Consider the following 25,190-nt stretch of genomic DNA (forward strand, 5'->3'; position numbering starts at 1 on the left):
AACTGGTAAGGAAATATATGAGGCCTGATAGTATAATACTACCGGGCCTTTATATTTTATAACTTATAATAAGTTAAACCCGGAGGCCTGCGTTTCGAGCTGATTAATAGTAGATTCGTCGCTAAACAGGTAAAAATGATCTTTAGTGTACGAATATTGAACATTTAAACCGTTTTGGGCAATAAAATCTTTAACAACGCTTTCATATAGCAGCTTGTTAATTTTAAGTAATTTTCTTTTTTTCATGAGAGATAGATATTAAGTTTTACAATTTAAGTAGCTTTTGTTAAAATTCCAACAAAAAAACTAACATTTTGTTAGGAAGTTGCTATAATTAACTTTTTTTGGCCGAGCCGGGAATAAAATGAACACCAAGAAGATGAAAGCGGGTTATTACTCCAACCTTTAATTTTACAATAAGCAGATTAAAATAATTGTTAACTATGAGTAATTCCGCCTGCTGAAAAAGAAAATAATTTGCATATTTGCAACCCGGCAAAAGTTGGTACATATGACTCCGTAGCTCAGCTGGTAGAGCAAATGACTCTTAATCATTGGGTCGAGAGTTCGAATCTCTCCGGGGTCACTTTTTTAGGCAAGTTGTCAATTTAATTGGCAACTTTTTTTATGCCCAGCTAATTACACCACGCGACCCCGTTATTGGATAACAGAATTATTGTAAAAGTTTAATAAATTACTGTAATTTAACTACTTAACTACTAAGTAACGTTATCCAACCACAATTTCGCTGATGGTTCATATTTTTGATCAGAAATTAATTGCAAATCTTACATTAAAAGACTTACACAATATGATTTTGCATTTTTAGGGAAGTTGCCAATTATATTGCTAGTTTTTTCTTAGCTACAACCTTCTACAGTAAGAACGCGAGAAGATTTTGCGATTCCTTCCTAAAATCGCCCTTAAAAACCAAATTTTAAAAAATCAAATGGAAAAAATAAAGTAACAAATTTTTTCCAAGGAAAATATGACATTTCATTTTTTTTCCAATATTTGTGAAAAAACTTAAAGTTTCTTATTTAATGAAGGATAAAATAGTTAAAACCGCTCTGAAGCAATTCCTAAAAAAAGGAATTCGGGATATTACGATACCTAAACTGATGGCTTCACTTAAGATATCTTCTAAAACATTATATAAGCACTTTGAAAATAAAGAGCAGCTATTACAAGAGTGCGTGAATCTTCTATATCTGAATCTTTTCGAAGACTTCCGGAAGGTTTTGAGCACTGATGGTGATCCTGTCAGCAAAATAAAAAGTGTCTTTACGATCGCATTAGAAAGGGACTTTGGCGTTAGCCACAAATTCTACTACGATCTAAACTATTATTATCCTGAAGTCCAGAACGCATCAATCAGGCTTATTGCCAAAGAGTCTGGAGAATTGTTGATACCAGTTGTTGAACAAGGTATCAGAGATGGATATTTTCTGAGTGATCTTGATCCTTACGTGTCTTTAAGGGCAATTAATATGCTGTATTCCTCAATCACTCGAAACAAAGAAGAGTTCGAATACAAATCCGAGCCAAGGTTGCTATTTAAACAAACGGTTATCATCCAGATCCGTGGGATGTGTACAGAAAAAGGCCTTAAATATTTAGATCACTAATTAAACAATGATAATTATGAGAACTATTTTGATCACCATCTTATCTCTTCTTACTATTTCAGCCTTTGCACAAGAATCGGCACCCTTGAATCTTATGCCAATACCTTCCCGGCTACAGCGGAATAATGGCAAATTTCGGATCACTGAGAAATTAACTGTATCAGTGTCTGCCGAAGCTAAAGATTCGGTTCTATACAGGGCTGTAAATAGAGCCTATAAACGATTAAACAGCAAAACAGCGGCACTTTTCGGCCAGCAATACATCACGCCGAACGATACATTGAAAAATGCAGTGATGCAAATAAAGGCCGCCTCGAAGACCTTGATGAAAATAGGCATTGACGAAAGCTACAAACTAACAATCGATAATTCCCACATCAATTTGACTGCTCCAAATACGATAGGTGTGCTGAGGGGGCTACAGACACTTATTCAATTATGCTCGTTAGATGGCGACGGCTATTATTTCCCATGTGTTTCGATCACCGATGCGCCCCGTTTTCAATGGCGCGGTATAATGATCGACGTCGCCAGGCATTTCATATCTGTAGACGAGATAGAAAGGAATATAGATGCGATGGCTACGGTGAAGATGAATATTTTACACTGGCATTTAACTGACGATGAGGGTTTTCGTGTGGAATCGAAATTATTCCCATTGTTACAGGCTAAAGGCTCGAACGGCGATTACTACACACAAGCTCAATTGAGGGAAGTTGTTCAGTATGCCAGTGACCGCGGAATAATTGTTGAACCAGAGTTTGATATGCCAGGCCACTCACAAAGCTGGTTTGCAGGCTATCCTGAATTGGCAAGCAGGCCCGGTCCTTACCGGCCAGGGCCAAGATCACAATGGATGCAAGAACACCCTGACCCTAACCGGCCAAAAAACAGCGGCCCCGCTTCAGTTGTGAATGATCTGGAAGGTTCAACCTTTGACGCGACCAACGAAAAGGTGTACAAATTCCTTGATAAGTTCATTGGTGAGATGACTTCGATTTTCCCGGCTGAGTACGTTCACATAGGAGCCGATGAGAACAACGGTCTGGCCTGGAAGTTGAACCCGAAAATTGCGGACTGGATGACAAAACATAAGATGCAAAGCACCGACGACCTGGAGCGGTACTTTGTAAGCCGCATTTACGACATTCTAAAAAAACATCATAAGCAAATGGTCGGGTGGGAAGAAATCTATAATAATAATGGCCAACTGCCGAAAGATGCTATTGTCCATAAATGGATACCACCAAGTTTAAGCAAGTTTGTGAAATCACATGGTACGGCTGACGAATTCGCTTCACATGGTTACGGCACTATTTTATCTGAAGGTTTTTACCTGGACGTATTTATGCCCGCCAGCTTCCATTATACGAATCCGGTATTGATGCAGGAAACCTCGCCAAAAATTCTGGGCGGTGAGGCAGCACAATGGGCAGAAATGATAGATAATGAAAATGCCAGCTTGCGTGTATGGCCTCGTGCCGGTGCGATCGCTGAAAGATTATGGTCACCAGTTTCAGTTAGTGACGTAGACGATATGTATAGACGCCTATTCATATTAAGAGAACAGTTGAGTCAACAAGGCTTGTTAAACATTTATGAATATGACCGCGCTTTAGGTCAAATCGTTGATAAAGAAAATGTAGTTTATCTGAAAACGCTTGTTGACGTTTTAACGCCTATAAACGGATACATGAAGGCAATGGGCAATATGATGAAGTCTCCTGCGTTGGGTTACCAGACAACGCCTTTAACCTTTGTCTCAGATTTTGTAGCCTGTGATTCGGAAACTCAGAAAAAATTCCGTGCATTGGTAAAAGTGTATTTGGAAAATCATGATAAAAGCGTGGAAGAAAAAATACGATGGTATCTTATTCAATGGCAAAATAATCAAACACATCTCGACCCTCTATTTGCAGGCAACAGGCGTTTGCTGGAAATTCAGAATCATTCCAAAAATTTAGCATCCGCAGCGGCTATCGGGCTTGAAGCATTAACTCGCGCTGACAAATCAACGGAAGTTGATAACGCATGGGTTCAGAAAAATATCGACCTATTAAATTCGTACACTACGGCACACGCCGAAACCAAATTAGCGATCATATCAGAAGTAAGTTCTCTGGTTAGCGGGAAATTAATTGACGAGCCCAAAGCAAGCGTAGGCTTTTAAAAAAGCGGCTTAAATTTATATACACAATTATAGGACAAGACGATAAATGAAAACACTGAAATTAAGCCAGTTAGTTTTGTTACTGGCAGTAACCTTTCCGATCACAGCTTACAGTCAAGATAACAAAGCATTATCAACTACAAGTTTCAGCATTTCGGATACTTTATTCAGTAAACCTTATATAGACAAAGATGAATGGCGTAACAAGCCTGTCCGTCACCGATATATCCATGGTGGATTCAAAGGTTCTGAAACCCGTTTTTCATTTTATTTCCCATCAAAGAAACAGTACCAAGGGCATTTTTTCCAATACATCACGCCATTCCCTGATAATGAAAACCTGGCACAAAACGCCTCTGATGATTTGAATATGATCGCTTTTTCTGCAAGCAGCGGTGCTTATTTTATAGAGACCAATGGTGGTGGTGGTGGCATAGGAAATCCTATGGGCGGTGACCCAACAATCGGAGCCTACCGTGCTAATGCAGCTGCCGCGCAATTTTCGCGCATGGTTGCTAAACAAATCTATGAAACAACGAAACGCCCTTATGGATATTCTTTTGGCGGTAGCGGTGGCGCTTACCGAACCGTAGGCGGTCTGGAGAACACACAAGGCGTTTGGGATGGTGTTGTCCCAATGGTTATGGGTTCACCGGTTGCGATTCCAAATGTATTCACCGTGCGCATGTACGCGATGAGCGTATTGCACGATAAGTTTTCGCAAATAGTTGACGCGCTTGAACCGGGGGGCAGTGGTGATATGTATACAGGCTTAAACCCGGAGCAAAAATCTGTTTTACAGGAAGTGACCAAAATGGGATTTCCACCACAATCCTGGTATGCCCATCAGAACATGGGGATTCACGGATTTATCGTGCTATACCAAACCATTGTGATGATCGACAACAAATACTTTACCGAAGACTTTTGGAAAAAGCCCGGCTATCTCGGCTATAACCCTCCTGAATCACTGCTGAAAAATCGCATTCGGAAGCCTTCGCAAATTAAATCGGCGATCAATACGGATGAGGGCATAAAACAGTATTTGATAGCGCCATTAAGCGAAAAAGATCGAGGCACTGCTGATCTTGCATGGAAAAGCATTGGTGGTGCTGTAGGTAGTATGCCCGTTGCTTTTGAATTGAGCGACAATTTGCCGGATAAATATTTTCTTGGTGGCGACCTGATTATAAAATCGGGTAAAGCGGCAGGAAAAACATTGTTTATCACCAAAATTGCGGCTAACAAAGTAGTTTTAGGGCCTAACGATCAAAAAATATTGTTACAAATACAACCGGGTGATTCGGTAGCGGTTGATAATTCAAATTTCCTCGCCATACAAACTTATCACAGACATCAAGACCCTGGAAAAGATTATCGGGTATGGGATCAGTTCCGCGATGCAAATGGCAAATCGCTTTACCCTCAACGCCCAATGCAACTGGGGCCCATATTCACTCAAGGGGCCTCCGGTGTGCTGCCTACGGGGAAATTTAAGGGCAAAATGATATTGCTGGAATCCTTATGGGATCGTGAAGCGTTTCCATGGCAGGCAGATTGGTATCGTACCAAAGTCAAAGAAAATTTAGGTGATAGCTTAGACCAGCATTTCCGTCTCTGGTATACAGATCACGCCATACATGGTGAACGTACAGACAGGGGCGATTCTACGCATACAGTGAGTTATAGCGGCGTATTGCAACAAGCTTTACGTGACCTAAGTGCATGGGTAGAAAAAGGTATGGCACCACCAGCCTCAACTAATTATGAAATCAAAGACGGCCAGGTCATTGTTCCTGCAACTGCAGCCGCTCGCAAAGGTATTCAACCCGTCGTCATGCTCAAAGCAAATGGCGGTAAGAAAACAGTTGTTAAAAAGGGTCAAAACGTGGTATTTACGGCGTCTATCGGCCTTCCTCCACACACGGGAAGAATAGAATCTGCGGAATGGGATTTCGAGGGCACCGGGGCGTTTCCAGCGTCTCAAAAGAAACTTATCGGACCAAATTCAGGCTATCACATTGTTGTGACAAATAAGTACGCATTTACCAAACCGGGTACTTATTTTTGCATTGTAAGGGTTACCTCGCAGCGTCGAGGCGATGCGAATTCAGTTTACGCGAAGGTGCAGAATATCGACCGAGTAAGAGTAGTTGTGAAATAGATGAGCTGAATAATCCCAACCGTTGCAGAAATACCATGTTTACCGGAACTAATTACACGCCCAGTGACCACGACAGCAAATGGAAAAACAGGATTGTAAGCAAGGAGATCAAAAGATAAGTACTTATGCATTTTTTGAAAATTTGCACTAAGACGATTAAATTTGGATTTACCTTTATGCCTTTCTTTTTTTAAATAAGCATTGTACGTTTCTTGCTTTTGAACATCTGCGTTATTTTAACAAAGTCCTTTTCTTTTGATACTTTTCTTCCTGGCATTTGAAAAAAGAAAAGTAGACGCCGACATGCTGCGCGTGCAACAAAACAGCAAAGCTTCTCAAGTACAAAAAAGGCTTTGCTATTAATTATCTAAGCGAGCGAATTAAGATACTTACAGACGTAAATCTGCTAAAAAGGGGTTCAAAAAGCTTCCCCTACGGGCTTCCTTATTTCTTCCCCAGAATGGACTCGATCCCCAATTTATACGTTTGCTTTATGTTTCAAACATCGACACGATGGAGTTCCCGCATGGAGCGTCTGTAAAATCGTAAAGGATAACTGACCATTCCTGCGGCAAGTTAAAATTCACAAATCCAAATCCGCGAATAACCGCAAATCAGACAAGAAATAGTTCGAAATTTGTAAAGTAGGGATCACTTTTTTAGGCAAGTTGTCAATTTTATTGGCAACTTTTTTTATGGCTTCACAACCGATAAACATGTTGGTTTAGCACAATGAAATGTTTTACATGAGCCCTGGCTTTAATCAATAACCCATTGAATTTGTATCAATATTTTCTTAGGTTTGAGAAAGCGACAAACTACCTAAACTCACTTGATGCCCCTTACACTCCATTTTACATTTTATGACATTGCGTTTTTAGGTGCTGTATTTATCAGCTTAACGCTATCACTATTTTTATGGATATCCCCAAAGGAGAACCAGTCTGCAAACCGTTGGTTGGCAATTTTAATGTTCGCTGTTGCTTTATGGATAATCCGGATTTTAACAATTGATGTTGGCCTCGTGACGTGCATTCCATTATGGAACCGTCTGAACATTTGGCTGCCAATTACTTTTGGCCCTTTGATCTACTTTTACGTGCGTCAGATAACCCGGCCCAGGTATATCTTCAAACGCAGGGATTTGCTGCACTTCATCCCCTTGGTGCCTGAATTGGGTGCTCAGGTATTTGCTGCAATACAAAACATTGAGACGGGTAACGTTATTTACAACAACGTTAACTCAATTTTACAATTATTGGCATTCCTGTCAATTACTGTCTATTTATTTCTCTGTTATGTACAAATTGATTGTTTTTACAAGGAAAAACAATTTCAAGCGGGAGACCGCTACCGCAATGAGTTACGCTGGTTGGATCGCTCACTTGCCGGAGTCCTTATCTTATGGTTATTATGGATACCGTTTACAGCTGTTAACTATTTTTATTACCGTTATGAGCTAAGCATACACTATTACTATTCCCTATACCTGCTTTTAATATCCATTATCATTTGGATTGCAGGCAAGAATCATTTAAAAGCAGAAATTATTGATGCAAATGATCATCAAGCAAAACCATTATTACCGGCAGATCTGAAACAAAAAGGCTCATGGTTAAAAATGGAAGTTAAGGAGAAAGGATATTACCGTGACGCAGAATTAAGTCTGAGCTCGCTTGCTGAAAAGCTCGGCTTGCATACGCATGAATTATCCCGGATCATTAATACGGTCTTCAAAAAAAGCTTCAACGATTTTATTAATGAATACCGTGTCCGCGAGGTTGCGCTTAAAATGCAGGATTCCTCATATGACCATATCACCCTACTCGGCCTCGCCTACGGGTCGGGCTTTAATTCACAAAGCAGTTTCCATCGTGTTTTTAAGCAATTTACCAGTAAAACCCCTCTGGAGTATAAAAATCACCTTCAGAAAGTTATGCCAACTTATAACTTGGGAGGTTTTAGCCAACCTATGCCGCTAATATTGAACCACGTAAGCCCTTCGGGGTGGCCGCGTGAAACGTTAACCGGCAGTCATATGATAAAAAACTATTTTAAAATTGCATTCCGCGGATTTCGGAGACATAAGCTATTTACACTGATAAACATTGTTGGTTTATCCATCGGTATAAGCGCTTTCCTGGCCATTTACTTTATTGTACACTACGATTTTACGTTTGATAAATTTCACAAGGACAGTGACCGGATTTACCGCGTTGTGATGAACATGTCATTTCAGGGGCATAAAAACTATTCGAGTGGTGTACCTGGCCCGTTGGCCGAGGCGATTAAGAGCCAGGCTACAGGAATAGAAAATATAACCCCACTATATACTCTGTGGCCTCATTTTGTTTATATCGACAAAGATAAAAATACACAAAAGCGGTTTAAAGATCCGGACAGGATAACACTTGCCGATCAGCAATATTTTAAAATTTTTAATTATGTATGGCTTGCCGGGTCATCGCAACACGCGCTTGATGCGCCCGGCCAGGTAGTACTAACATCCCAGCAAGCCAGGCTTTACTTCCCGTCGTTGTCATATCATGAAATGATTGGTAAAGTAGTTACCTATGATACCCTTAAGATAACCATTAGCGGGATAGTTGAAACGTTTACTAAAAATAGCGACTTCATCTTTCATGACTTTATTTCTTTTAGTACCGTCACAACTAATAGACATTTAGCTGATGATCTGCATATAAACAATTGGGGCAGGATATCTTCGGCATCGGAGATTTTTATAAAGCTGGCACCTGGCGTTCCTGTACCTGGGGTTGCAAAACAGATCACTACCATTTTCAGAAAAAACAATCTGCCCCGTGCCGAACAAAAAATGCCTGCCCCCATCATTGATCTGGCCTTGCAGCCATTGGACGATATTCACTTCAATTCCGACTATAATATTTTTAATTTCTCGTCGCCAGCCAGCAAAACAGCACTTTACGGATTATTGGCCAGCGCTATCTTTTTGTTATTGCTGGCCTGTATCAATTATGTGAATTTAACTACCGCCCAGGCCGCCCAAAGGGCAAAAGAAATTGGGATCCGCAAAACTTTAGGTAGCAGCCGGATGCAATTAGTAATTCAGTTTCTAAGCGAAACTTTTTTTATAACATTCTTTGCGGTTTGCATATCAGTGTTGCTTGCGCCAATTATTTTAAAAATGTTTGCCGACGTTATATCCCCGATATTCATGCAAATATTCTGCAGCCGGATGTCATACTCTTCCTGCTGATTTTAACTATTGTGATCAGTATTTTGTCGGGTTTTTATCCGGCAATTGTATTATCAGGTTACAAGCCTGTATCGGTGCTAAAAAAACAGGTGCAGGATAACAGCAATAAAACACGAAACGCGTGGCTCCGTAAGTCGCTTACAGTTTCGCAGTTTGTTGTAGCCCAATTTTTCATAATGGCTACCATTTTGGTAAGCCAGCAAATTTATTACGCCCTACATAAAAACCTCGGGTTTAAAAAGGATGCTATCCTCATTATTAATACACCCTGGAATACCAGTAAGGCCAGCACCAACCAGGTACTGCTGAACGAATTCAGGCTGATGCCGCAGGTTGCCCTCGCGGGTTTAGGTAATGACCCACCTTCGGCTGATGCATTTAACAGGACGCGCATGACTTATGACGACGGAAAAAAACAAATTACAACAGAGGAAATAATAGTTAAGTCTGGCGATGAAAACTACCTCAAAATATACCAGCTGAAATTGCTTGCCGGCAGAAACATAACCGAAGCAGACACCGGGAAAGCTATTATCATTAACAATACTTACGCTACATTATTGGGATTTGATAACCCGAATGATGCTATCGGCAAGCAATTGAATTGGTTTGATGGCCGAAATATTAGTATCATTGGCGTAGTTGCCGATTTTAATCAGCGGTCGCTGCATTCTGCCATTTATCCATCAATCATAACATCGGGCAGTCCAATCCCCCGGCCAATGATGACGTTACATATTAGTTTGAAACCTGAAACCGCCGGAGGTAACGAGTGGAAAACCGCCATTACAAATATGGGAAAAGCCTGGAAGAAAGCTTATCCCGATGATGATTTTGATTGCCATTTTTACGACGAAACGATAGCCCGGTTTTACGACGATGAACAACATACTTCAACACTGCTCAACTGTGCAACAGGTATCTCTATACTAATCAGCTGTCTCGGGCTGTTAGGTCTTGCTGTTTACACCACCAACCAACGAACAAAAGAAATTGGCATACGCAAAGTATTTGGTGCCAGTGTTGCGCAAATAGTAATCCTCCTATCAACCGAACTGATATCGCTTATTTTACTCGCTTTTATCGTCGTAACGCCGATTGCATGGTACGCAGTTAATAAATGGATGGAAGGCTTTGTCGACCATGTGGCTATCAGCTGGTGGGTATTTGTTATCAGCGGTGCTGGAATGCTGCTGATAGGATTATTTACCTTAAGTTTCCGAACCATTAGGGCTGGCATGGCGCCCCCGGCGAAGAGTTTGCGAAATGAATAACAGCATATCACTGCTTTCATTTAACAAGTTGCAAAAAAACCATACATACTATCTGGCGAAAGTGCCCGAATATTATAAGTTCATATAGCTACTTTGGGATAGGTTATAAGTCTAAATCCGCAAATAAACGCAAATCAAATAGAAAATAGTTCGAAATTTGTAAAGTAGGGGTCACAGTATTTCAAATACCGCTTCTATTGCAATTGGAGGCGGTTTTTGTTTTAAGGACCTTTTTTGCTATTGCGTTTCTGCACAATAGCAACACTTTGAGTGTTCGAATCTCGTTGGGGTAACCTAATAAGATTTTGTACATTTATAGTGGACATTTAGTTTAGCGCATACACAACGGACTGATAACTAAATAGCAATTTTGATTTTATTCACCGTATCCGTGTTCGATAGAATTCACTGGCTTACCTAAATGCTTATAAATAAACTGGCATTTTTTCAATCAAAAAAGTGCTCCGGGTGTCAGCTACAGAGCGCCCTTATCGATAGGCAATCGATTAATCACCTTTTTTATTTGGCAACCCCTTATGACCGATTTTATGAATATTAATGAAAGGTGCTAATTCTTTTAGTTTTGCGAACGGTACTCCAAAGGTGTCGTGCCAGTCTTCTGTTTGAATAGCCTTGTAAAATGTTGCGGGTATCTAAAGCCTAGTTCGTAAGCGATCTCACTGACCGATTTATTTCGATCAAATATTTTTTCTTTTGCAAGGTCAATGACTTTTTCTTGTATAAAGTCGTGCGCGGATTTTCCCGTTTCCTTTTTGATGAGCTCTCCAAAATAGTTACTTGAAAGGTGGAGGCTATCAGCACAATAACCAACTGTCGGCAATCCCGTATTCTGTAAATTGTCTGACCTGAAATAGTTGTAGAGTAAGGTCTCAAATTTTTCCAGAATGCCTTTATGAATATCTTCCCGCGTAATAAACTGGCGGTCATAAAAGCGAACACAATAGTTCAGAAATAACTCTACGGTGCTGATCACTAACTTTCTACTATGCTTATCAATAGCGTGTTCGAGTTCATAGCGTATCTTACTGAAGCTATCTAATACAATTTGGCGCTCGCGCTGTGACAAATGCAAAGCTTCGTTGACGTTACAGCTAAAAAAGCCATAATCCTGGATATGACGACCGAGCGAAGTGCCGCGGATGAAATCCGGATGTAATACCAGCGCATGGCCGCTCGGTTGAAACAGTTCCTCTTTTCGGACTCCTGCTACCTGTCCCGGAGAAAAGAACACCAGTGTTCCTTCCTGATAGTCATAATTCGCCCTGCCGTAAGTAAGATCGCCACAGTCGACATCCTTTAAAATAACCACATAGAGCCCAAAGTACATTTTGTAGCGATTGCGCGGTGACGCTTTTGAAAAGTCGATTACGCTCACCAATGGATGCAGCGTTTCTTCGTTGTTGAAGTCATTATAGGACTTAACTGTCTCAAAACGAACTATATCTTCCATGTCTTTTTTCTTTTCTATGAACAAATGTAAAAAGCGAAAATCTTTTTATACCACCGTCAGTGCTCTATCGGTGAAATTGGTAAGCATTACCGTGTTCTGTATAAGTTAAGCTTAAAAAATAGGCTTGACCTTTGTACCATCATCTATTTAAACAAAATTATTTAATTATGGACAAAAGAATATTAGGGAAAGACTTAGAAGTTTCCACACTCGGTTTAGGCTGCATGGGTTTAAGTTACGGCTGCGGCCCGGCAACAGAAAGAACAGAAGCGATCGGTTTGATCCATCATGCGTTTGAAATTGGCGTAACCTTTTTTGATACCGCAGAAGCCTACGGCCCTTACCTTAACGAAGAAGTCGTTGGCGAAGCGCTTGAACCTTTCCGAAATGAGGTGGTAATTGCAACCAAATTTGGCTTTAAGAATGGTAAAACCAGTGATGGTCTTGACAGCCGACCTGAAAATATCCGTGCGCACACTGAAGCGGCATTGAAACGTCTGCCGACTGACCGGATCGATCTGTTGTACCAACACCGCGTTGACCCGAATGTACCTATGGAAGATGTTGCGGGCACTGTTAAAGACCTGATTGCCGAAGGCAAGGTAAAGCATTTCGGTATGTCTGAGGCCGGTGTCGAAAGTATTCGTAAAGCACATGCCGGTCTACCCGTTACAGCGTTGCAAAGCGAATACTCACTTTGGTGGCGTGAGCCTGAAAAAGAGATTTTACCGTTATTGGAAGAATTAAAAATTGGTTTTGTGCCTTTCAGTCCACTTGGTAAAGGGTTTTTGACCGGTGCGATTAATGAGAAGACGACCTTTGATAAGACCGATTTCCGCAATGTTGTACCCCGTTTCTCAGAAGAGAACCGGCAGGCGAACCAAGGCATTGTAGATGCTTTAGCGTAAATTGCAAAACAGAAAGGTGTAACGAATGCACAAGTAACGATTGCCTGGCTACTTTCGCAAAAACCATACATTGTGCCGATCCCTGGTACCACAAAGATCAACCGTTTGGAAGAAAATATGTCTGCTGCCAGTGTGAAATTGAGCCAACAGGACCTGAATGATATACAAATTGCACTTGGTAATATCGAAGTTATTGGTGCCCGTTACCCTCAACATTTGGCAGCAAGGCAAGGACGGTAATATGAAAAATTCAAAAAACGTAATCGTATTGACCGGGGCCGGTCAATTAGGTATGGCTATCGCCCGCAGAATGGGTTACGGTAATAAGATCTTTGTAGCGGACTGGAAAATAGAAAATGCGTAAGCAATTTCTAAAACGCTGACGGAGGCTGGTTTTGACGTAGTATCGTTTAAAGTGGACATCTCATCACGGGAATCTGTTCAGTCACTGATTAAAGCCGCCCGAAAGGAACGTGAGATTGCTATGTTCATCAACGCGGCAGGAGTTTCACCAAGTCAGGCATCCATTGAGCAAATATTAAAGGTTGATTTATACGGAACCGCACTCTTATTGGAGGAGTTTGGCAAGGTGATCAAATACTTGTACGGCCGTTGTGATCTCCAGCCAGTAAGGTTACAGGATGCCCGCGTTAACCTCCGATGAGGACAGGTTGCTTGCAACAACACCTACAGAACAACTTTTGCAACTCGAATTGCTTAAGCCAGAAAATATCAAAGACACGCTTCACGCCTATCAGATGGCAAAACGTGCTAATGGCAAGCGAGTTATGGCGGAAGCTGTAAAATGGGGCGAACGTGGTGCTCGAGTTAATGCAATATCACCTGGCATTATCATTACGCCTCTTGCGCTTGATGAGATCAATGGCCCGAGGGGAGACTTTTATAGGAACATGTTTGCTAAAAGCCCGGCAGGACGTCCCGGAATTGCGGACGAAGTAGCAAATGTTGCGGAACTTTTACTGTCCAATGCTGGCGCTTTCATTACTGGTTCTGACTTTCTGATAGACGGTGGTGCAACGGCATCCTACTTCTACGGTCCACTTCAACCGGAAAACAGATAATATGAACTGTAACGCGCGCAAGTGCAAAAAACAGGATTATGATAAAAAGAAAATTAGGAAATAGCGGCCTCGAAGTATCTGCGTTAGGTATGGGCTGTATGAATTTAAGTTTTGGTACCGGCCCGGCCGCCGATATCAATGATGGCCTGGCTACTATTCGTGCTGCTGTTGAGCGAGGTATCACTTTCTGTGATTGTCAATGATATTGAACCGTAAGCCAGATTGGCTGGCTTATGGTTTTTCAGTTTTCCTACAGAATTTATTAGTTAATTTACGCTCATGCTCAAAAGGATCGCGGCTTTTTGGATGATCGGATATTTGCTCTTTGGCAGCATTGCTTTGCCATTGGGGGATTTCTCGCTGCTTAACGAATTGCCGCGCATGTACCAGGCTTATGAAAAGGTGGTCACACCGGACGAAAAAGGCGTATTGGATTTCATCGGTGATTATCTGCTAAATGGTAAAGATCTGTTAAACCATAACCAGCATGATCAGCCATCAAAACCCGGTGCGCTGCAATTTCAGGGCACGCCATCCTTTGCGGCCATTATTCAACCGGTTAGCCCGTTTTTAGCTAAACCGGTACCATTAGGCTCCATTATCCCAGCTTCGTTACATCATAGCTCCGGTGCCTTGAGCTATTACCACCCTTCTTTATTTCGTCCGCCTTTAGCGTAAGAAAACCCTCATTTTCTTAATCATCAATTCTTACGTTTTAAGCTATTTCATGCGCTATTTACTTTTATGCGCCGTGCTGCTGACTTCAGTGGCCACACGTGCACAGCATACTTTATCTATTCTGGTCAAAGATGACCAGACCAAGCAGTCCATAGCCGGTGTTACGGCTTATATCAACGAATTAAAAAGAGGCGCTGCTGCGGACAGTAGCGGGCACATTCAGTTCAACCTGTCCACCGGCAAATACGAGATCAAATTCAGTATGGTGGGTTATCTGCCGCAGGAAAAAACTTTCGTGTTACCACTCAAAAATATTGAGCCCGTTATAGAGGTTTACCTGGAGCCGATGGCAGGTGAATTGGCGGAGGTGGTGGTGCAAACCAACCGCATCAATCAGAACCGCAGTGATGTGCCCACCCGTATCGAAGCATTGCCTGCTGAAGAACTGGACGAAAAAAGCACCATGCGCCCCGGCGATATCAAAATGCTGCTGGGGGAGATCACGGGTGTACACGTACAAGCGACTTCGGCAGTAAGCGGCATAGCGAGTTTTCGCATCCAGGGGCTGGATAGCCGTTATACGCAGCTATTGCAGGATGGATTGCCAATGTACGATGGCTTTTCGGGTGGGTTAAGCTTGGTGCAGGTTTCGCCGCTTAACCTGAAGCAGGCCGAGATTATTAAAGGTTCGGCATCAACACTTTACGGTGGTGGGGCTATTGGCGGTTTAGTTAACCTGATCACCAAAACGCCAGCGGCTAAACCCGAATTGACCTTATTGCTTAACCAGAATTCAGCCAAAGGCAGCGATGCCAGCGGTTTTTACAGCCAGCAATGGACACACATTGGAACAACAATTTTTAGTTCTTATAACTATAATGGTGCTTACGATCCGGGTAATACAGGGCTTTCGGCGGTACCTAAAACCAATCGCTTCACGCTTGCGCCAAAAGTATTCTTAAAGCCAGGCAACCGCGATCAACTTTGGTTTAGTGTTAACCTCATGCACGAAGATCGTTTAGGTGGCGATATGCAGGTCATCAACGGCCATGCCGATAATCAGCACCAATATTTCGAGCATAACCTAAGCGACCGTCTTTCCACGCAGTTTTCCTACACGCATAAGCTTGACTCGAACAACCAACTGAACTTTAAAAATACGATTGGCTACTTTTACAGGACAATAGGTGAGCCGCAGTTTCTATTTAAGGGCGATCAATTATCATCTTATACCGAAGCTAACTATGTCCGTAATGGCAAAATTGCAAGCTGGGTAGCCGGTGCGGATGTTTGGACAGATCATTTGTCGCAACCAAACGGAAGTGTAGATTTAAGCTATAGCCGCAACACTTACGGAATTTTTGCTCAAAATACCTTCAAACCCACAAAATGGTTAGCTGTAGAAAGTGGCATTCGGCTTGACGAAAACTCGCCGTCATCTGCAAGCTCAAACGGGTTATTCCTGTTGCCACGCGTTAACACGCTATTTACGCTCGATGAACATTGGAGTAGCCGCGTAGGCGGCGGCCTGGGCTATAAGATGCCAGATATTTTTAATGACGATGCCGAAGAACAGGGCTACCGGTATTTGCAGCCATTAAATATTGGCGCGACCAAAGCCGAACGTTCGGCCGGTGCTAACGCAGATGTAAATTATAAGGGCGCAGTAGGCGATGCTTTTTTGAAGGTTAATCAGCTATTCTTCTTCACTAAAGTGAATGACCCTTTAATATTACAAAACAATGCCTTTATAAACGCTCCGGGTTACCTGATCAGCAAAGGGGCCGAAACCAATGTTAAGCTGTTAATGGATGAGTTAGGGATTTACCTCGGTTATACCTATACAAATGTACAACACCATTTTAACGGGTTAAGCAGTGCTCAGACATTAACACCCAAACACCAGTTAAACGCAGACCTGACCTACGAAGTGGAAAACAGTTTCCGGGCAGGAGTTGAGGGATTTTATACAGGTTCACAAATATTGGACGATGGTACAACAGGGCGTGATTATTGGACTTTCGGACTGCTTGTGCAAAAGATGTGGAAGCATTTTGTTATTTTCATTAATGCCGAGAATCTTACTAATCAACGACAAAATAAATGGGGAACGATTTATGCTGGCTCGATTTCTAATCCCGTGTTCAAAAATATTTATGCGCCGTTGGACGGTAGAGTTATTAATGCCGGAGTTATAATAAAGCTGCTTAACAATAAATAAAAGAAACGCCCCCTCGGTAAGTTGTCAATTTTATTGGCAACTTTTTTTATGATTAAACACTACTATGTTACCTGGCTAATAACTTTACAATACCTGTTACGCCAGCCCTAATACCATGCATACACCAGCCCTTCGGCAAATAGTACTTGAATTCTCACTCTGTCCTCAAACTCTTCACCGGTTTACCAACGGCTGCTTTAATCGCCTGGAAATATACTGTAAGTAATGCTACAGAAATGATTGCCAGACAACCTACGCCAAAAAACCACCATTCAATAGTTATCCTGTATGCATAGGCCTGTAGCCATTTGTTCATTAACCACCACGTAATTGGAGTTGAAATGAATAAAGCTAATACAACAAGCCTTAAAAAATCTTTTGAAATAAGGCCGATGATAACTGAAACGGATGCCCCCAGCACTTTGCGGATGCCGATCTCTTTGGTGCGATTGGCAACTGCAAGCGCTGAAAGCCCCAGCAGGCCCAGGCATGCCAGGAAGATAGCGATCCCACCAACCCAGCTAATAATATTTCCCAATCTGGTTTCTGCTTTATAGAAGCGGTTGATATCTTCGTCGAGAAAATTATATTCTAAGGGGTAATCGGGTGCAATTTTTTTCCATGCGGAATTGATTGCAGCCAAAGCTTTTGACGGATTCCCTGGCCGGAGGCGAACATAGAAAATATTGAGACTTTCCCGGCTTCTTTCAAACTGATGAAACAACGCTGGCGCCACACGATCTGTAAGTGGCTCATAATTAAAATCACGGACAACGCCTATCACCGTCGGATCTTTAAAGCCAGGCTCACCATAGCCTTCCAATTGACGGCCAATACAGTTTTCGGGCTTCCATCCTAATTCCTTCATCATGGATTCATTAATGATAATTGCGTTGACGGTATCTGAAGCAATTGTCGGGTTAAAATTTCGTCCCACAAGCAGCTGCATCCCTAACGTAGGTATGTAGTCAGGATCAATATGAAATTGTTTTGTATTGACAGGCTTGCCCTGGTAATTAAAATCTGTAAAGCCGGTCCCTTCATGTTCTCCTAAGCCATTGTCGGCACTGGTTAAATCAGAAACACCGGGGTGTTCGGAAACCTCCTGTTTGAAAAGTGGGAATAAATGTTTTGTATCCGGAACGCCGAATGTTTGCGCAACAATTACATTCTCTTTATTAAAACCAGGATTTCTTGATTCCATGTAGTGTAACTGCTGCATGATGATTATAGCAGAAACAATCAGCACTGCGGAAAGTACAAACTGAAAAGTGACTAATGCTTTTGTGAAAAAATTGGCGCCGCCTAACTTAATTTTAGCCTTCAGCGCGTCCGCCGTATTAAAGCCTGACAATACTAACGCCGGGTAGCATCCGGAGAGTAGGGCAACAATCAGTATTAAGCCGGCAATAAGGCCGGTTAACTGTGGGAATTGCTTAAAAGAGAAACTCAGCTCCCTGCCTGACAATTGATTGAAATAAGGTAAAAGCAGGTATGCAAGTGCCAGGCCTATCAACGTCGAAAAGACAGCAAGCAAAAATGATTCTGTTAAAAACTGAACTACTAAAGCCTTTTTGGTGCCGCCAATAACTTTGCGGACGCCTATCTCTTTTGCGCGGTTTGCTGAACGGCCTATGGAAAGCGTTGTAAAATTAATACAGGCGATTAACAATACACCGGCAACGATACTTAGTAATATCCAAATCGATTTTGGATCGACAGGCGGGACCTTAATACCCATCAACGCCGGGCTTGTGTGCACATCCTTGATTGGTACCAGGTTATACCCGCCTGTTCCTGCATCTGGAAAATGCCTGTGCCAGAAATTTGCCAGCAACTTGTTGTTATTCGCCAGTTTGCTTCCTGGCTTTAGCTGAACTACGGTGACAAATATATTCATCCACCAGTCATGTGCGCCCATTTTTCCTGATTTTGTGTTACCAAAACAATCAAAGTTGGCAAGCATGCTGTATTGGAAGGAAGAATTAGATGGCGGATTTTCTGCTATAGCCGTAACTGTAAAAGTTTCAAACACATCGCCAATCTTTACCTGGAATGATTGACCAATTGCATTTGTTTTACCAAATAACCTATTAGCGGTTTCTTCGGTTAAAACCATGCTGTGCAAACCACTGATAGCCGATTTGGCATTCCCGTATTTAAATTTAAACGAAAACACATTGAAGAACGAGGAATCGGCGTAAGCAATATTCTCCCGTCTCGCGTCATTTTTTATTTTTATAAATGTTTCATAAGGCTGAATATAACGGACATAATTCTCTACTCCCGGCAGTTCCTGTTTCATGGCGGGCCCCAGGGGCATAGGAGTATAAATGACTCCTGCAAGTGCCTTTACGTTTTCTTTTCCATTTTTATCTAAAACAAGGTAAGTGTTAGCAGCATTTTTGTGAAACCCATCAAAACTAAATTCATTGATAGCATAAAGCATGAATAGATTGAAACAGCCTATTCCAACAGACAAGCCAAATATGTTAATGAACGATAATGTCTTTTGCTTGGCCAGCGTGCGAAGCGCTATTTTTAAATAGTTTTTAAACATATAATTGCGGTTTAATATTACAGAAGCCCAATTGGGGGGGCTTCCTGAACGCAATATTACCGGCTGTAAGTGTGAGAGAATGGCCAACTTATCATTTGGCAACTCTTTTTTTAGGCTATTTTTATATTCCGCCGGGGTTTTGCCGGTCATCTCTTTGAAAACGCGGTTGAAGGTTCTCTGGGAGTTAAACCCCGACTCATAGGCTATTCCCAGTAAAGTGAGATGGGCGTGTGCAGGGTCCCGCATCTTCCGGGCAGTTTCACGAACCCTGAACTCATTAATAAAATCGTTGAAGTTCTTGCCCATTCCCACATTAATGATCCGTGATAAATCGTGCGGATGGATATTCAACTTTACGGCCAGGGTGGTTAACGTTAATTCGGCATCCTCGTAAAAACGGTTTGAGGCTACAGCCTCCTTTAGTCTGCGGCTTTTTTCCCTTGCAATATATCTATCGGTTAGCGGCATGGTCATTTCTGTGCCATCATCCAATTTTAGCATCACTTCGGCCGCCACACCAATGACTACAAAAGCAACGATAAAACTCAAAGCGTCGTTAAACAGCCATAACACGCAAAGCAACCCGAGCAAGTGAATGGTTTTTTCCAATGGGCGGAAGGTAAGCCGCGATCTATCCATTATTGTTGGCTGCAAGCGGTTATAAAATTGCTGGATCAACCGGTGCGCCAGGTATAAATAAATAACAACAGATATTAGCACGAGCCATCCCGGTATCCAATATGTAACCAACATGGGGCAAAAATGAAGGAGATCATTTCGGTTAAATTTCAGGTTGGGAGATGTTATTTGCCGTACATAAAGATACAACAACGGTCCCAGCGCCGGTAAAAAAAACGGCGAAAGCCCGCCAGTCTTCAGTACAATTACAGTTAAAGCGACACTTAAAAGCAGATTAGCTCTTTGGCCTTGCCTTTTTGCGAAAGCTAAAAGCAATGCAAGCGTAAAGCCCGAAAACAGGGTTGCCATGGCAGCCACATGGGATAAGTTAACATGGAATATATCCGGATTCAAATTATTTGATAAGTTTAAGGAGTGTTCCAAATTTACAATATTGCCCCATACAAATCATGGGATCATAAAAATGTTTTCCTGTAAGATAAACGAAAAAAACAAGTTACTTTTGTGGTAGTAGCGTGATTTTGTTTCGTCGTTTATGGTATTATCACGGATGAATAACCTAATAAAAAAAAACCGCCTTACTTTCTAATGCGGCTTTATACCCCGTAATAGGGCTGCCCCCTTTGGTAAGGCTACCCTAACAAACTTAACTAACCGCATGAAAATTTGCAGTGAGAATAGAAATACCTTTGTATTTTTCCATTAGACGGGCTACCCGTTAAAGTTCGGATATATTTCGGGTAATTAAAACGACACGTAACCGCAATTACTTAACCGAAACGATGTGAAATTCAGATCCCCTTCCACTCATAGCTTTTATTTTCCAGCCCTATTAAATCAATAACCCGGTTTACTACTGTCATAGCCAGCTCTTCTATAGTTTGGGGCTTGCTGTAATATGATGGAATCGCCGGACATATGATCCCACCTGCTTCCGTAACAGTCGCCATGTTACGGATATGGATCAGATTGAGCGGCGTGTCACGGGCTACCAATACCAGCTTACGGCGCTCTTTAAGGATCACGTCGGCCGCACGGGTGATCAGATCGTCAGAGATCCCTCCTGCTATTCTTCCAAGCGTCCCCATTGAGCATGGAACAATTATCATGGTATCAAACTTTGCCGAACCCGAAGCAAAGGGTGCCATGAAATCTTTTTTAGCGTAAAATTTAAAAGGGAACCGGCTGTATTCTTCGTTGCCGAGTTCAAACTTCCAAACATCTTTGGCATTATCTGACATAACAACGCCCACTTCGGCAATTTGATCCTGCAATTGAGTTAGTTTTTTTAGCAGCAGACTGGCATATATTGAGCCACTGGCGCCCGTAATAGCAACAACTATCTTTTTCTTCATAATTACTCCTTCAACAACCCAAACACACAAAAAGTTAGGGCACAAAAAAGGGTCGAATAACTTGTACCCGACCCTACATCTACCTATGAAAAACATGCCCTTGAGAGGGCACTACAAATATAATAACACTTTTTAAATTATTAAACAATTTGTTAAAATAATTTTAACCTGTTTATTGAATATTTTTTTCTATTAAAGTTTGGATAATTCCATCAACCATACCTACCCTGGGTACATATATGTTTTTAATGTTGGCATTTTTCATTACCGTAAGGTAAATTTCACAGGCAGGAATAATTACATCGGCCCTATCCTGGTTCAGGCCAAGTACGTTGATCCTGTCTTTTAATGAAAAAGAGCTCAGGTAGGTATATAGTGATCTTAGTTTAGCAAAAGTTAGCGGCATATCTTCTTTTTCTTCGGATAGCCTGAACAGTTTATTAATGTTGCCGCCGGTACCTATGCCTGATAATTGCTTAAAGTTACGGGTATTGTCGCGCACAAAATCCTTCATTTCGTTCCAGGTTTCTTCGGTGTCCTGGTTATCAAGAATGCGGATGGTGCCAATGTTAAACGAACGCGAAACGATCAGCTCCCCTGCCGAAAACAGCGAAAGCTCTGTACTGCCGCCGCCTACGTCGATATAAAGGTAGTTTTTGCTTTTATCAATATTTTGCTCGGCATGACTGGCATAAATGATACTGGCTTCTTTAGATCCATGTACAATTTCAATATCGATGTTAGCTTCATCCTTAATCAGCTTTACAACATCTTCTCCGTTTTTGGCTTCGCGCATGGCCGATGTTGCACAGGCTAAATAATCGGTAACCTTATATACATCCATCAGGTTACGAAAAGCAACCATTGATTTTACCAGCTCTGTCGTTTTTTTCTCAGATATATGCTGCTGTATAAAAGCATCGTCTCCCAAACGCAACGGAACACGGATCAAGGTGTTTTTTTTGAACGACACCGATCCGGTGTTTTGAATTATGTCGGCAATTAACAGCCTCACGGCGTTTGAACCTATATCAATGGCGGCGTATCTCAATGTTATTTCGTTTTATTTTTTAAATAATTATATATTTCAATTTGCGCCCGGTGGCTTTCGGGCGAGTTTGTTTTATGGTATTTGTTGGTGTTCTGGCTATTGATCTCACGGGCTTTGGTGTTATCCTCAAGCTGGATATCAATAATATCCCTTATCTCCTGCTGCAGCTTTTCGTCATATATCGGGAAGCCAACTTCAACGCGATTGTCAATATTTCGGGTCATGAAATCGGCCGATGTAAGGTAGATGAGCTCCTTGCCGCCATTGCAATAAATATGTACCCGGGCGTGCTCAAGATATTTATCTACAATACTAATCACCTCTATATTTTCGCTATAGCCCTTCACCCCGGCAATTAAGCAGCACATCCCCCTGATGATCATCTTAATTTTCACGCCTGCATTACTGGCCTGGTAAAGCTTGCTGATCATTTCCTCATCGGCCAGGCTGTTCATCTTCAGGATCATATATGCCTGTTTGCCGGCTTTGGCGTTTTTGATCTCGTTATCTATCAGTCTGTAAATTGCAGGCCTTGAGTCAATTGGCGATACGATGAGGCTTTTGAGCCCCTTAGGCAATAATCCCTTATTAATTGCTTTAAAAACGTTCACCAGGTCATCGGTGATTCTTTTATTAGCTGTAAAAAGGGTATGATCGGCATAGATCTGCGCTGTTTTTTCATTAAAATTACCGGTTGAAAGGCAGGCATAATAAGCCAGCTTACCTTTTTCGGTACGGCTAACCAAACATATTTTTGAGTGCACCTTGTAACCGGGTACACCGTACAATACAGTTACCCCCTCCTCTTCAAGCCTGTTACTCCAGTGAATATTGTTTTGCTCATCAAAGCGGGCCCTTAACTCTACAAGGCAGTTTACCTTTTTGCCGTTTTTAGCGGCATTGATCAAAGCATGGACTACTCTTGAGTTTTCGGCCAAGCGATATACAGCAATGCTGATCTCTTTTACCTTAGGGTCTATAGCGGCCTCGCGCAAAAAATGGATCACGTAATCATACGATTGATAAGGTGTACTTACCAGGTAATCCTTTTTAGCAATGAGCCCTATAAGGCTTTTACCGAATGAAAGGTCGGCCACAGGCAGTGCTATATATTTGCTATACTCAAGCTCCGGGCCGCCAACGTTGGGGAACGCAATAAAATTTTTAAAATTATGGTACCTGTTACCCGGGATAAGACTTTCGCCATGCAGGCCCATTTTGCCTACCAGGTATTTCAGCATATCCATAGGCATCTCTGAGTCATACAACAAACGCATCGGTTTACCTTTTTTGCGCTTTTGAAGGCTCTTGGCCAGTGAATCTACAAATTTTTCGCTCACCTCTTTATCCAGGTCAAGCTCCGCGTCGCGGGTAAGCTGGATGGAGTAAGCCTCTATGCTATCATGTTCAAAAATGAAAAAGATATCCTCCAAACTGTACCTGATAATATCATCAAGCAAAATAATGAACTTCAGGTTATTGGTATCGGGCAGTTTAACAAAACGCGAAAGGTTATCCGGGAACTCAATAAGGGCAAACCTTGTTTTTTTATTGGTGGTAAGCTTTACAAAAAAGTAAACGGCCCTGTCCCTAAGCTCAGGCAGCGGTAAGGTGTCATTAAGCATAATAGGCACCAATGTAGCCAACAGCTTCTCCCTGAAATAATTTTTAACGAAAGTACCTCGGGTTACGTTAAGCTGTTTATCATTCAGGATGAAGATCTTTTCTTCGGCCAGTTGTTTAACAATGATGTTTTCGTACAGGTTGTTGAATTTACGTTCCTGCCTTACTACAATATTCTTGATCTGGTTAAGGATCTTTTTAGGGTTATAACCAAGTATCTCTTTCGATTTTTCATTAAGTGCAGCTAAACGGCTTAGTGTGGCAACCCTCACCCTGTAAAATTCGTCGAGGTTAGATGAAAATATAGCTAAGAACCTAATCCGGTCTATTAGGGGAACGGTCGGGTCGGCCGCTTCCTGCAAAACCCTATCGTTAAAATATAGCCAGCTTATTTCTCTGTTAATTAAGGGAACCTGTTTATCCATAAAAATTTCTCGCTTTACAGCCAGATGTTACAAATCTGCTTATTTATTTGTTAACTTAATATTAACTCATGAGGAATTAACCTGTTTTCATTCATCATTATTTATTGCAGAAATTAAACAATTTGTTGCAATATTGCGCTGTATGTTAACAATACATTAGTTTTGCAAAACATTTATAACCAATACACTACTTATGCCAACATTTGATATAGTTAGTAAAATAGACGGGCAAACGCTTGATAACGCGATAAATACCGCCAAAAAAGAGATCCTGAACCGTTACGACTTTAACGATTCAAAAAGCACTATTGACCTTGATAAAAAAACAAACCAGGTTACCATAGTTACTGAAAACGATATGCGCCTTAAAGCCATACAGGACAGCATTATAAGCCGGATGGTTAAACAACATCTTGATCCCAAAGCGCTGGATTTTGGCAAAGAGCAATATGCATCGGGCAACATGATCCGCAAGGAAATCAAGATCAGGGAAGGTATAGATAAAGAAGCTGCTAAAAAGATAGTAAAGAAAATTAAAGATAGCGGCCTTAAAGTGCAAGCCTCCATCATGGACGATCAGGTGCGGGTGCAAGGTAAAAAAATTGATGACCTGCAATCGGTTATCAGCCTTTGCCGTGCGGAGGATTTTGGCCAGCCATTACAATACATCAACATGAGAGACTGATAGAAATCTCTGATAAGA

General features: G+C 41.7%; 19 protein-coding genes, 1 tRNA gene and 1 pseudogene. 14 read left to right on the forward strand and 7 right to left on the reverse strand.

Features of this window, described 5'->3' with window-relative positions; translation table 11 throughout:
- Positions 1 to 63: 63 nt before the first annotated feature.
- The gene (locus DIU38_RS10745) at positions 64 to 246 is read right to left on the reverse strand and encodes a hypothetical protein (RefSeq protein WP_091164514.1); all 183 of its coding nucleotides are present in this window, start codon (positions 244 to 246) and stop codon (positions 64 to 66) included.
- A 267-nt stretch (positions 247 to 513) separates the two neighbouring features.
- Here DIU38_RS10745 and DIU38_RS10750 point away from each other — a divergent pair.
- The 4 genes from DIU38_RS10750 (at position 514) to DIU38_RS10765 (ending at position 5,962) form a co-directional block, all read left to right on the forward strand.
- Positions 514 to 586: transfer RNA gene (locus DIU38_RS10750), tRNA-Lys, on the forward strand.
- A gap of 430 nt (positions 587 to 1,016) precedes the next feature.
- Complete coding sequence (locus DIU38_RS10755) at positions 1,017 to 1,628, forward strand: TetR/AcrR family transcriptional regulator (protein WP_146750453.1); 612 nt, start codon at positions 1,017 to 1,019, stop codon at positions 1,626 to 1,628.
- Between the two features lie 16 nt (positions 1,629 to 1,644).
- Positions 1,645 to 3,798, forward strand: a complete 2,154-nt coding sequence (locus tag DIU38_RS10760; RefSeq protein WP_167516139.1) for a beta-N-acetylhexosaminidase — start codon at positions 1,645 to 1,647, stop codon at positions 3,796 to 3,798.
- A 46-nt stretch (positions 3,799 to 3,844) separates the two neighbouring features.
- Positions 3,845 to 5,962 carry a hypothetical protein gene (locus DIU38_RS10765; RefSeq protein ID WP_112657213.1) on the forward strand — a complete coding sequence of 706 codons (2,118 nt, stop codon included), beginning with the start codon at positions 3,845 to 3,847 and terminating at the stop codon, positions 5,960 to 5,962.
- Between the two features lie 701 nt (positions 5,963 to 6,663).
- On the opposite strand, the gene DIU38_RS34855 is transcribed toward DIU38_RS10765, so the two are convergent.
- Entirely contained in the window at positions 6,664 to 6,729 is a 66-nt protein-coding gene (locus tag DIU38_RS34855; RefSeq protein WP_112657247.1) for a hypothetical protein, read from the reverse strand.
- A 68-nt stretch (positions 6,730 to 6,797) separates the two neighbouring features.
- On the opposite strand from DIU38_RS34855, the gene DIU38_RS10775 reads away from it, so the two are divergent.
- Together DIU38_RS10775 and DIU38_RS10780 are read left to right on the forward strand one after the other, a co-directional pair.
- Positions 6,798 to 9,200, forward strand: coding sequence for an ABC transporter permease (locus DIU38_RS10775; RefSeq protein ID WP_149354072.1), 2,403 nt, complete (start codon positions 6,798 to 6,800; stop codon positions 9,198 to 9,200).
- A gap of 11 nt (positions 9,201 to 9,211) precedes the next feature.
- Positions 9,212 to 10,474 carry an ABC transporter permease gene (locus tag DIU38_RS10780; protein WP_149354073.1) on the forward strand — a complete coding sequence of 421 codons (1,263 nt, stop codon included), beginning with the start codon at positions 9,212 to 9,214 and terminating at the stop codon, positions 10,472 to 10,474.
- A 577-nt stretch (positions 10,475 to 11,051) separates the two neighbouring features.
- Here DIU38_RS10780 and DIU38_RS10785 read toward each other — a convergent pair.
- Positions 11,052 to 11,945 (reverse strand): helix-turn-helix domain-containing protein, encoded by an 894-nt coding sequence (locus tag DIU38_RS10785; RefSeq protein ID WP_112657217.1) that lies wholly within the window; start codon positions 11,943 to 11,945, stop codon positions 11,052 to 11,054.
- A 224-nt stretch (positions 11,946 to 12,169) separates the two neighbouring features.
- Between DIU38_RS10785 and DIU38_RS10790 the strand changes: the two are divergent.
- The 7 genes and pseudogenes from DIU38_RS10790 to DIU38_RS10810 all read left to right on the forward strand — a co-directional run bounded on the left by DIU38_RS10790 (position 12,170) and on the right by DIU38_RS10810 (position 16,834).
- Positions 12,170 to 13,093: pseudogene (locus tag DIU38_RS10790) on the forward strand (aldo/keto reductase).
- Position 13,094: 1 nt separating this feature from the next.
- Positions 13,095 to 13,217 carry a hypothetical protein gene (locus tag DIU38_RS34440; RefSeq protein WP_262714355.1) on the forward strand — a complete coding sequence of 41 codons (123 nt, stop codon included), beginning with the start codon at positions 13,095 to 13,097 and terminating at the stop codon, positions 13,215 to 13,217.
- A 51-nt stretch (positions 13,218 to 13,268) separates the two neighbouring features.
- The gene (locus DIU38_RS33485) at positions 13,269 to 13,517 is read left to right on the forward strand and encodes a Rossmann-fold NAD(P)-binding domain-containing protein (RefSeq protein ID WP_208057523.1); all 249 of its coding nucleotides are present in this window, start codon (positions 13,269 to 13,271) and stop codon (positions 13,515 to 13,517) included.
- On the forward strand, positions 13,495 to 13,935 hold the full coding sequence (locus DIU38_RS33490) for an SDR family oxidoreductase (RefSeq protein ID WP_208057521.1): 441 nt from the start codon (positions 13,495 to 13,497) through the stop codon (positions 13,933 to 13,935). The genes DIU38_RS33485 and DIU38_RS33490 overlap by 23 nt, the downstream gene beginning before the upstream one ends.
- Before the next feature lie 38 nt (positions 13,936 to 13,973).
- Positions 13,974 to 14,138: a hypothetical protein gene (locus DIU38_RS10800; RefSeq protein WP_208057519.1), complete on the forward strand. Its 165-nt coding sequence runs from the start codon at positions 13,974 to 13,976 to the stop codon at positions 14,136 to 14,138.
- Between the two features lie 76 nt (positions 14,139 to 14,214).
- Positions 14,215 to 14,613: a hypothetical protein gene (locus DIU38_RS10805; protein ID WP_112657219.1), complete on the forward strand. Its 399-nt coding sequence runs from the start codon at positions 14,215 to 14,217 to the stop codon at positions 14,611 to 14,613.
- 49 nt (positions 14,614 to 14,662) lie between these two features.
- A complete protein-coding gene (locus DIU38_RS10810; RefSeq protein WP_112657221.1) occupies positions 14,663 to 16,834 on the forward strand; it encodes a TonB-dependent receptor in 2,172 nt (723 codons plus the stop codon).
- Between the two features lie 154 nt (positions 16,835 to 16,988).
- Here the strand turns inward: DIU38_RS10810 and DIU38_RS10815 are convergent, their stop codons facing one another.
- The 4 genes from DIU38_RS10815 to ppk1 form a co-directional block, all read right to left on the reverse strand.
- Positions 16,989 to 20,426 (reverse strand): ABC transporter permease, encoded by a 3,438-nt coding sequence (locus tag DIU38_RS10815; protein WP_146750452.1) that lies wholly within the window; start codon positions 20,424 to 20,426, stop codon positions 16,989 to 16,991.
- 398 nt (positions 20,427 to 20,824) lie between these two features.
- Positions 20,825 to 21,388, reverse strand: coding sequence for a UbiX family flavin prenyltransferase (locus DIU38_RS10820; protein ID WP_208057517.1), 564 nt, complete (start codon positions 21,386 to 21,388; stop codon positions 20,825 to 20,827).
- A gap of 172 nt (positions 21,389 to 21,560) precedes the next feature.
- A complete protein-coding gene (locus DIU38_RS10825) occupies positions 21,561 to 22,439 on the reverse strand; it encodes a Ppx/GppA phosphatase family protein (RefSeq protein ID WP_090525907.1) in 879 nt (292 codons plus the stop codon).
- Between the two features lie 2 nt (positions 22,440 to 22,441).
- Positions 22,442 to 24,487, reverse strand: coding sequence for a polyphosphate kinase 1 (gene ppk1 / locus DIU38_RS10830; RefSeq protein WP_090525908.1), 2,046 nt, complete (start codon positions 24,485 to 24,487; stop codon positions 22,442 to 22,444).
- A gap of 193 nt (positions 24,488 to 24,680) precedes the next feature.
- Here ppk1 and DIU38_RS10835 point away from each other — a divergent pair, with 193 nt between their 5' ends.
- On the forward strand, positions 24,681 to 25,172 hold the full coding sequence (locus DIU38_RS10835) for a YajQ family cyclic di-GMP-binding protein (protein ID WP_090525909.1): 492 nt from the start codon (positions 24,681 to 24,683) through the stop codon (positions 25,170 to 25,172).
- Positions 25,173 to 25,190 lie beyond the last annotated feature (18 nt).

This window comes from Mucilaginibacter metallidurans (assembly GCF_003286435.2).
Classification (GTDB): Bacteria; Bacteroidota; Bacteroidia; order Sphingobacteriales; family Sphingobacteriaceae; genus Mucilaginibacter; species Mucilaginibacter gossypii.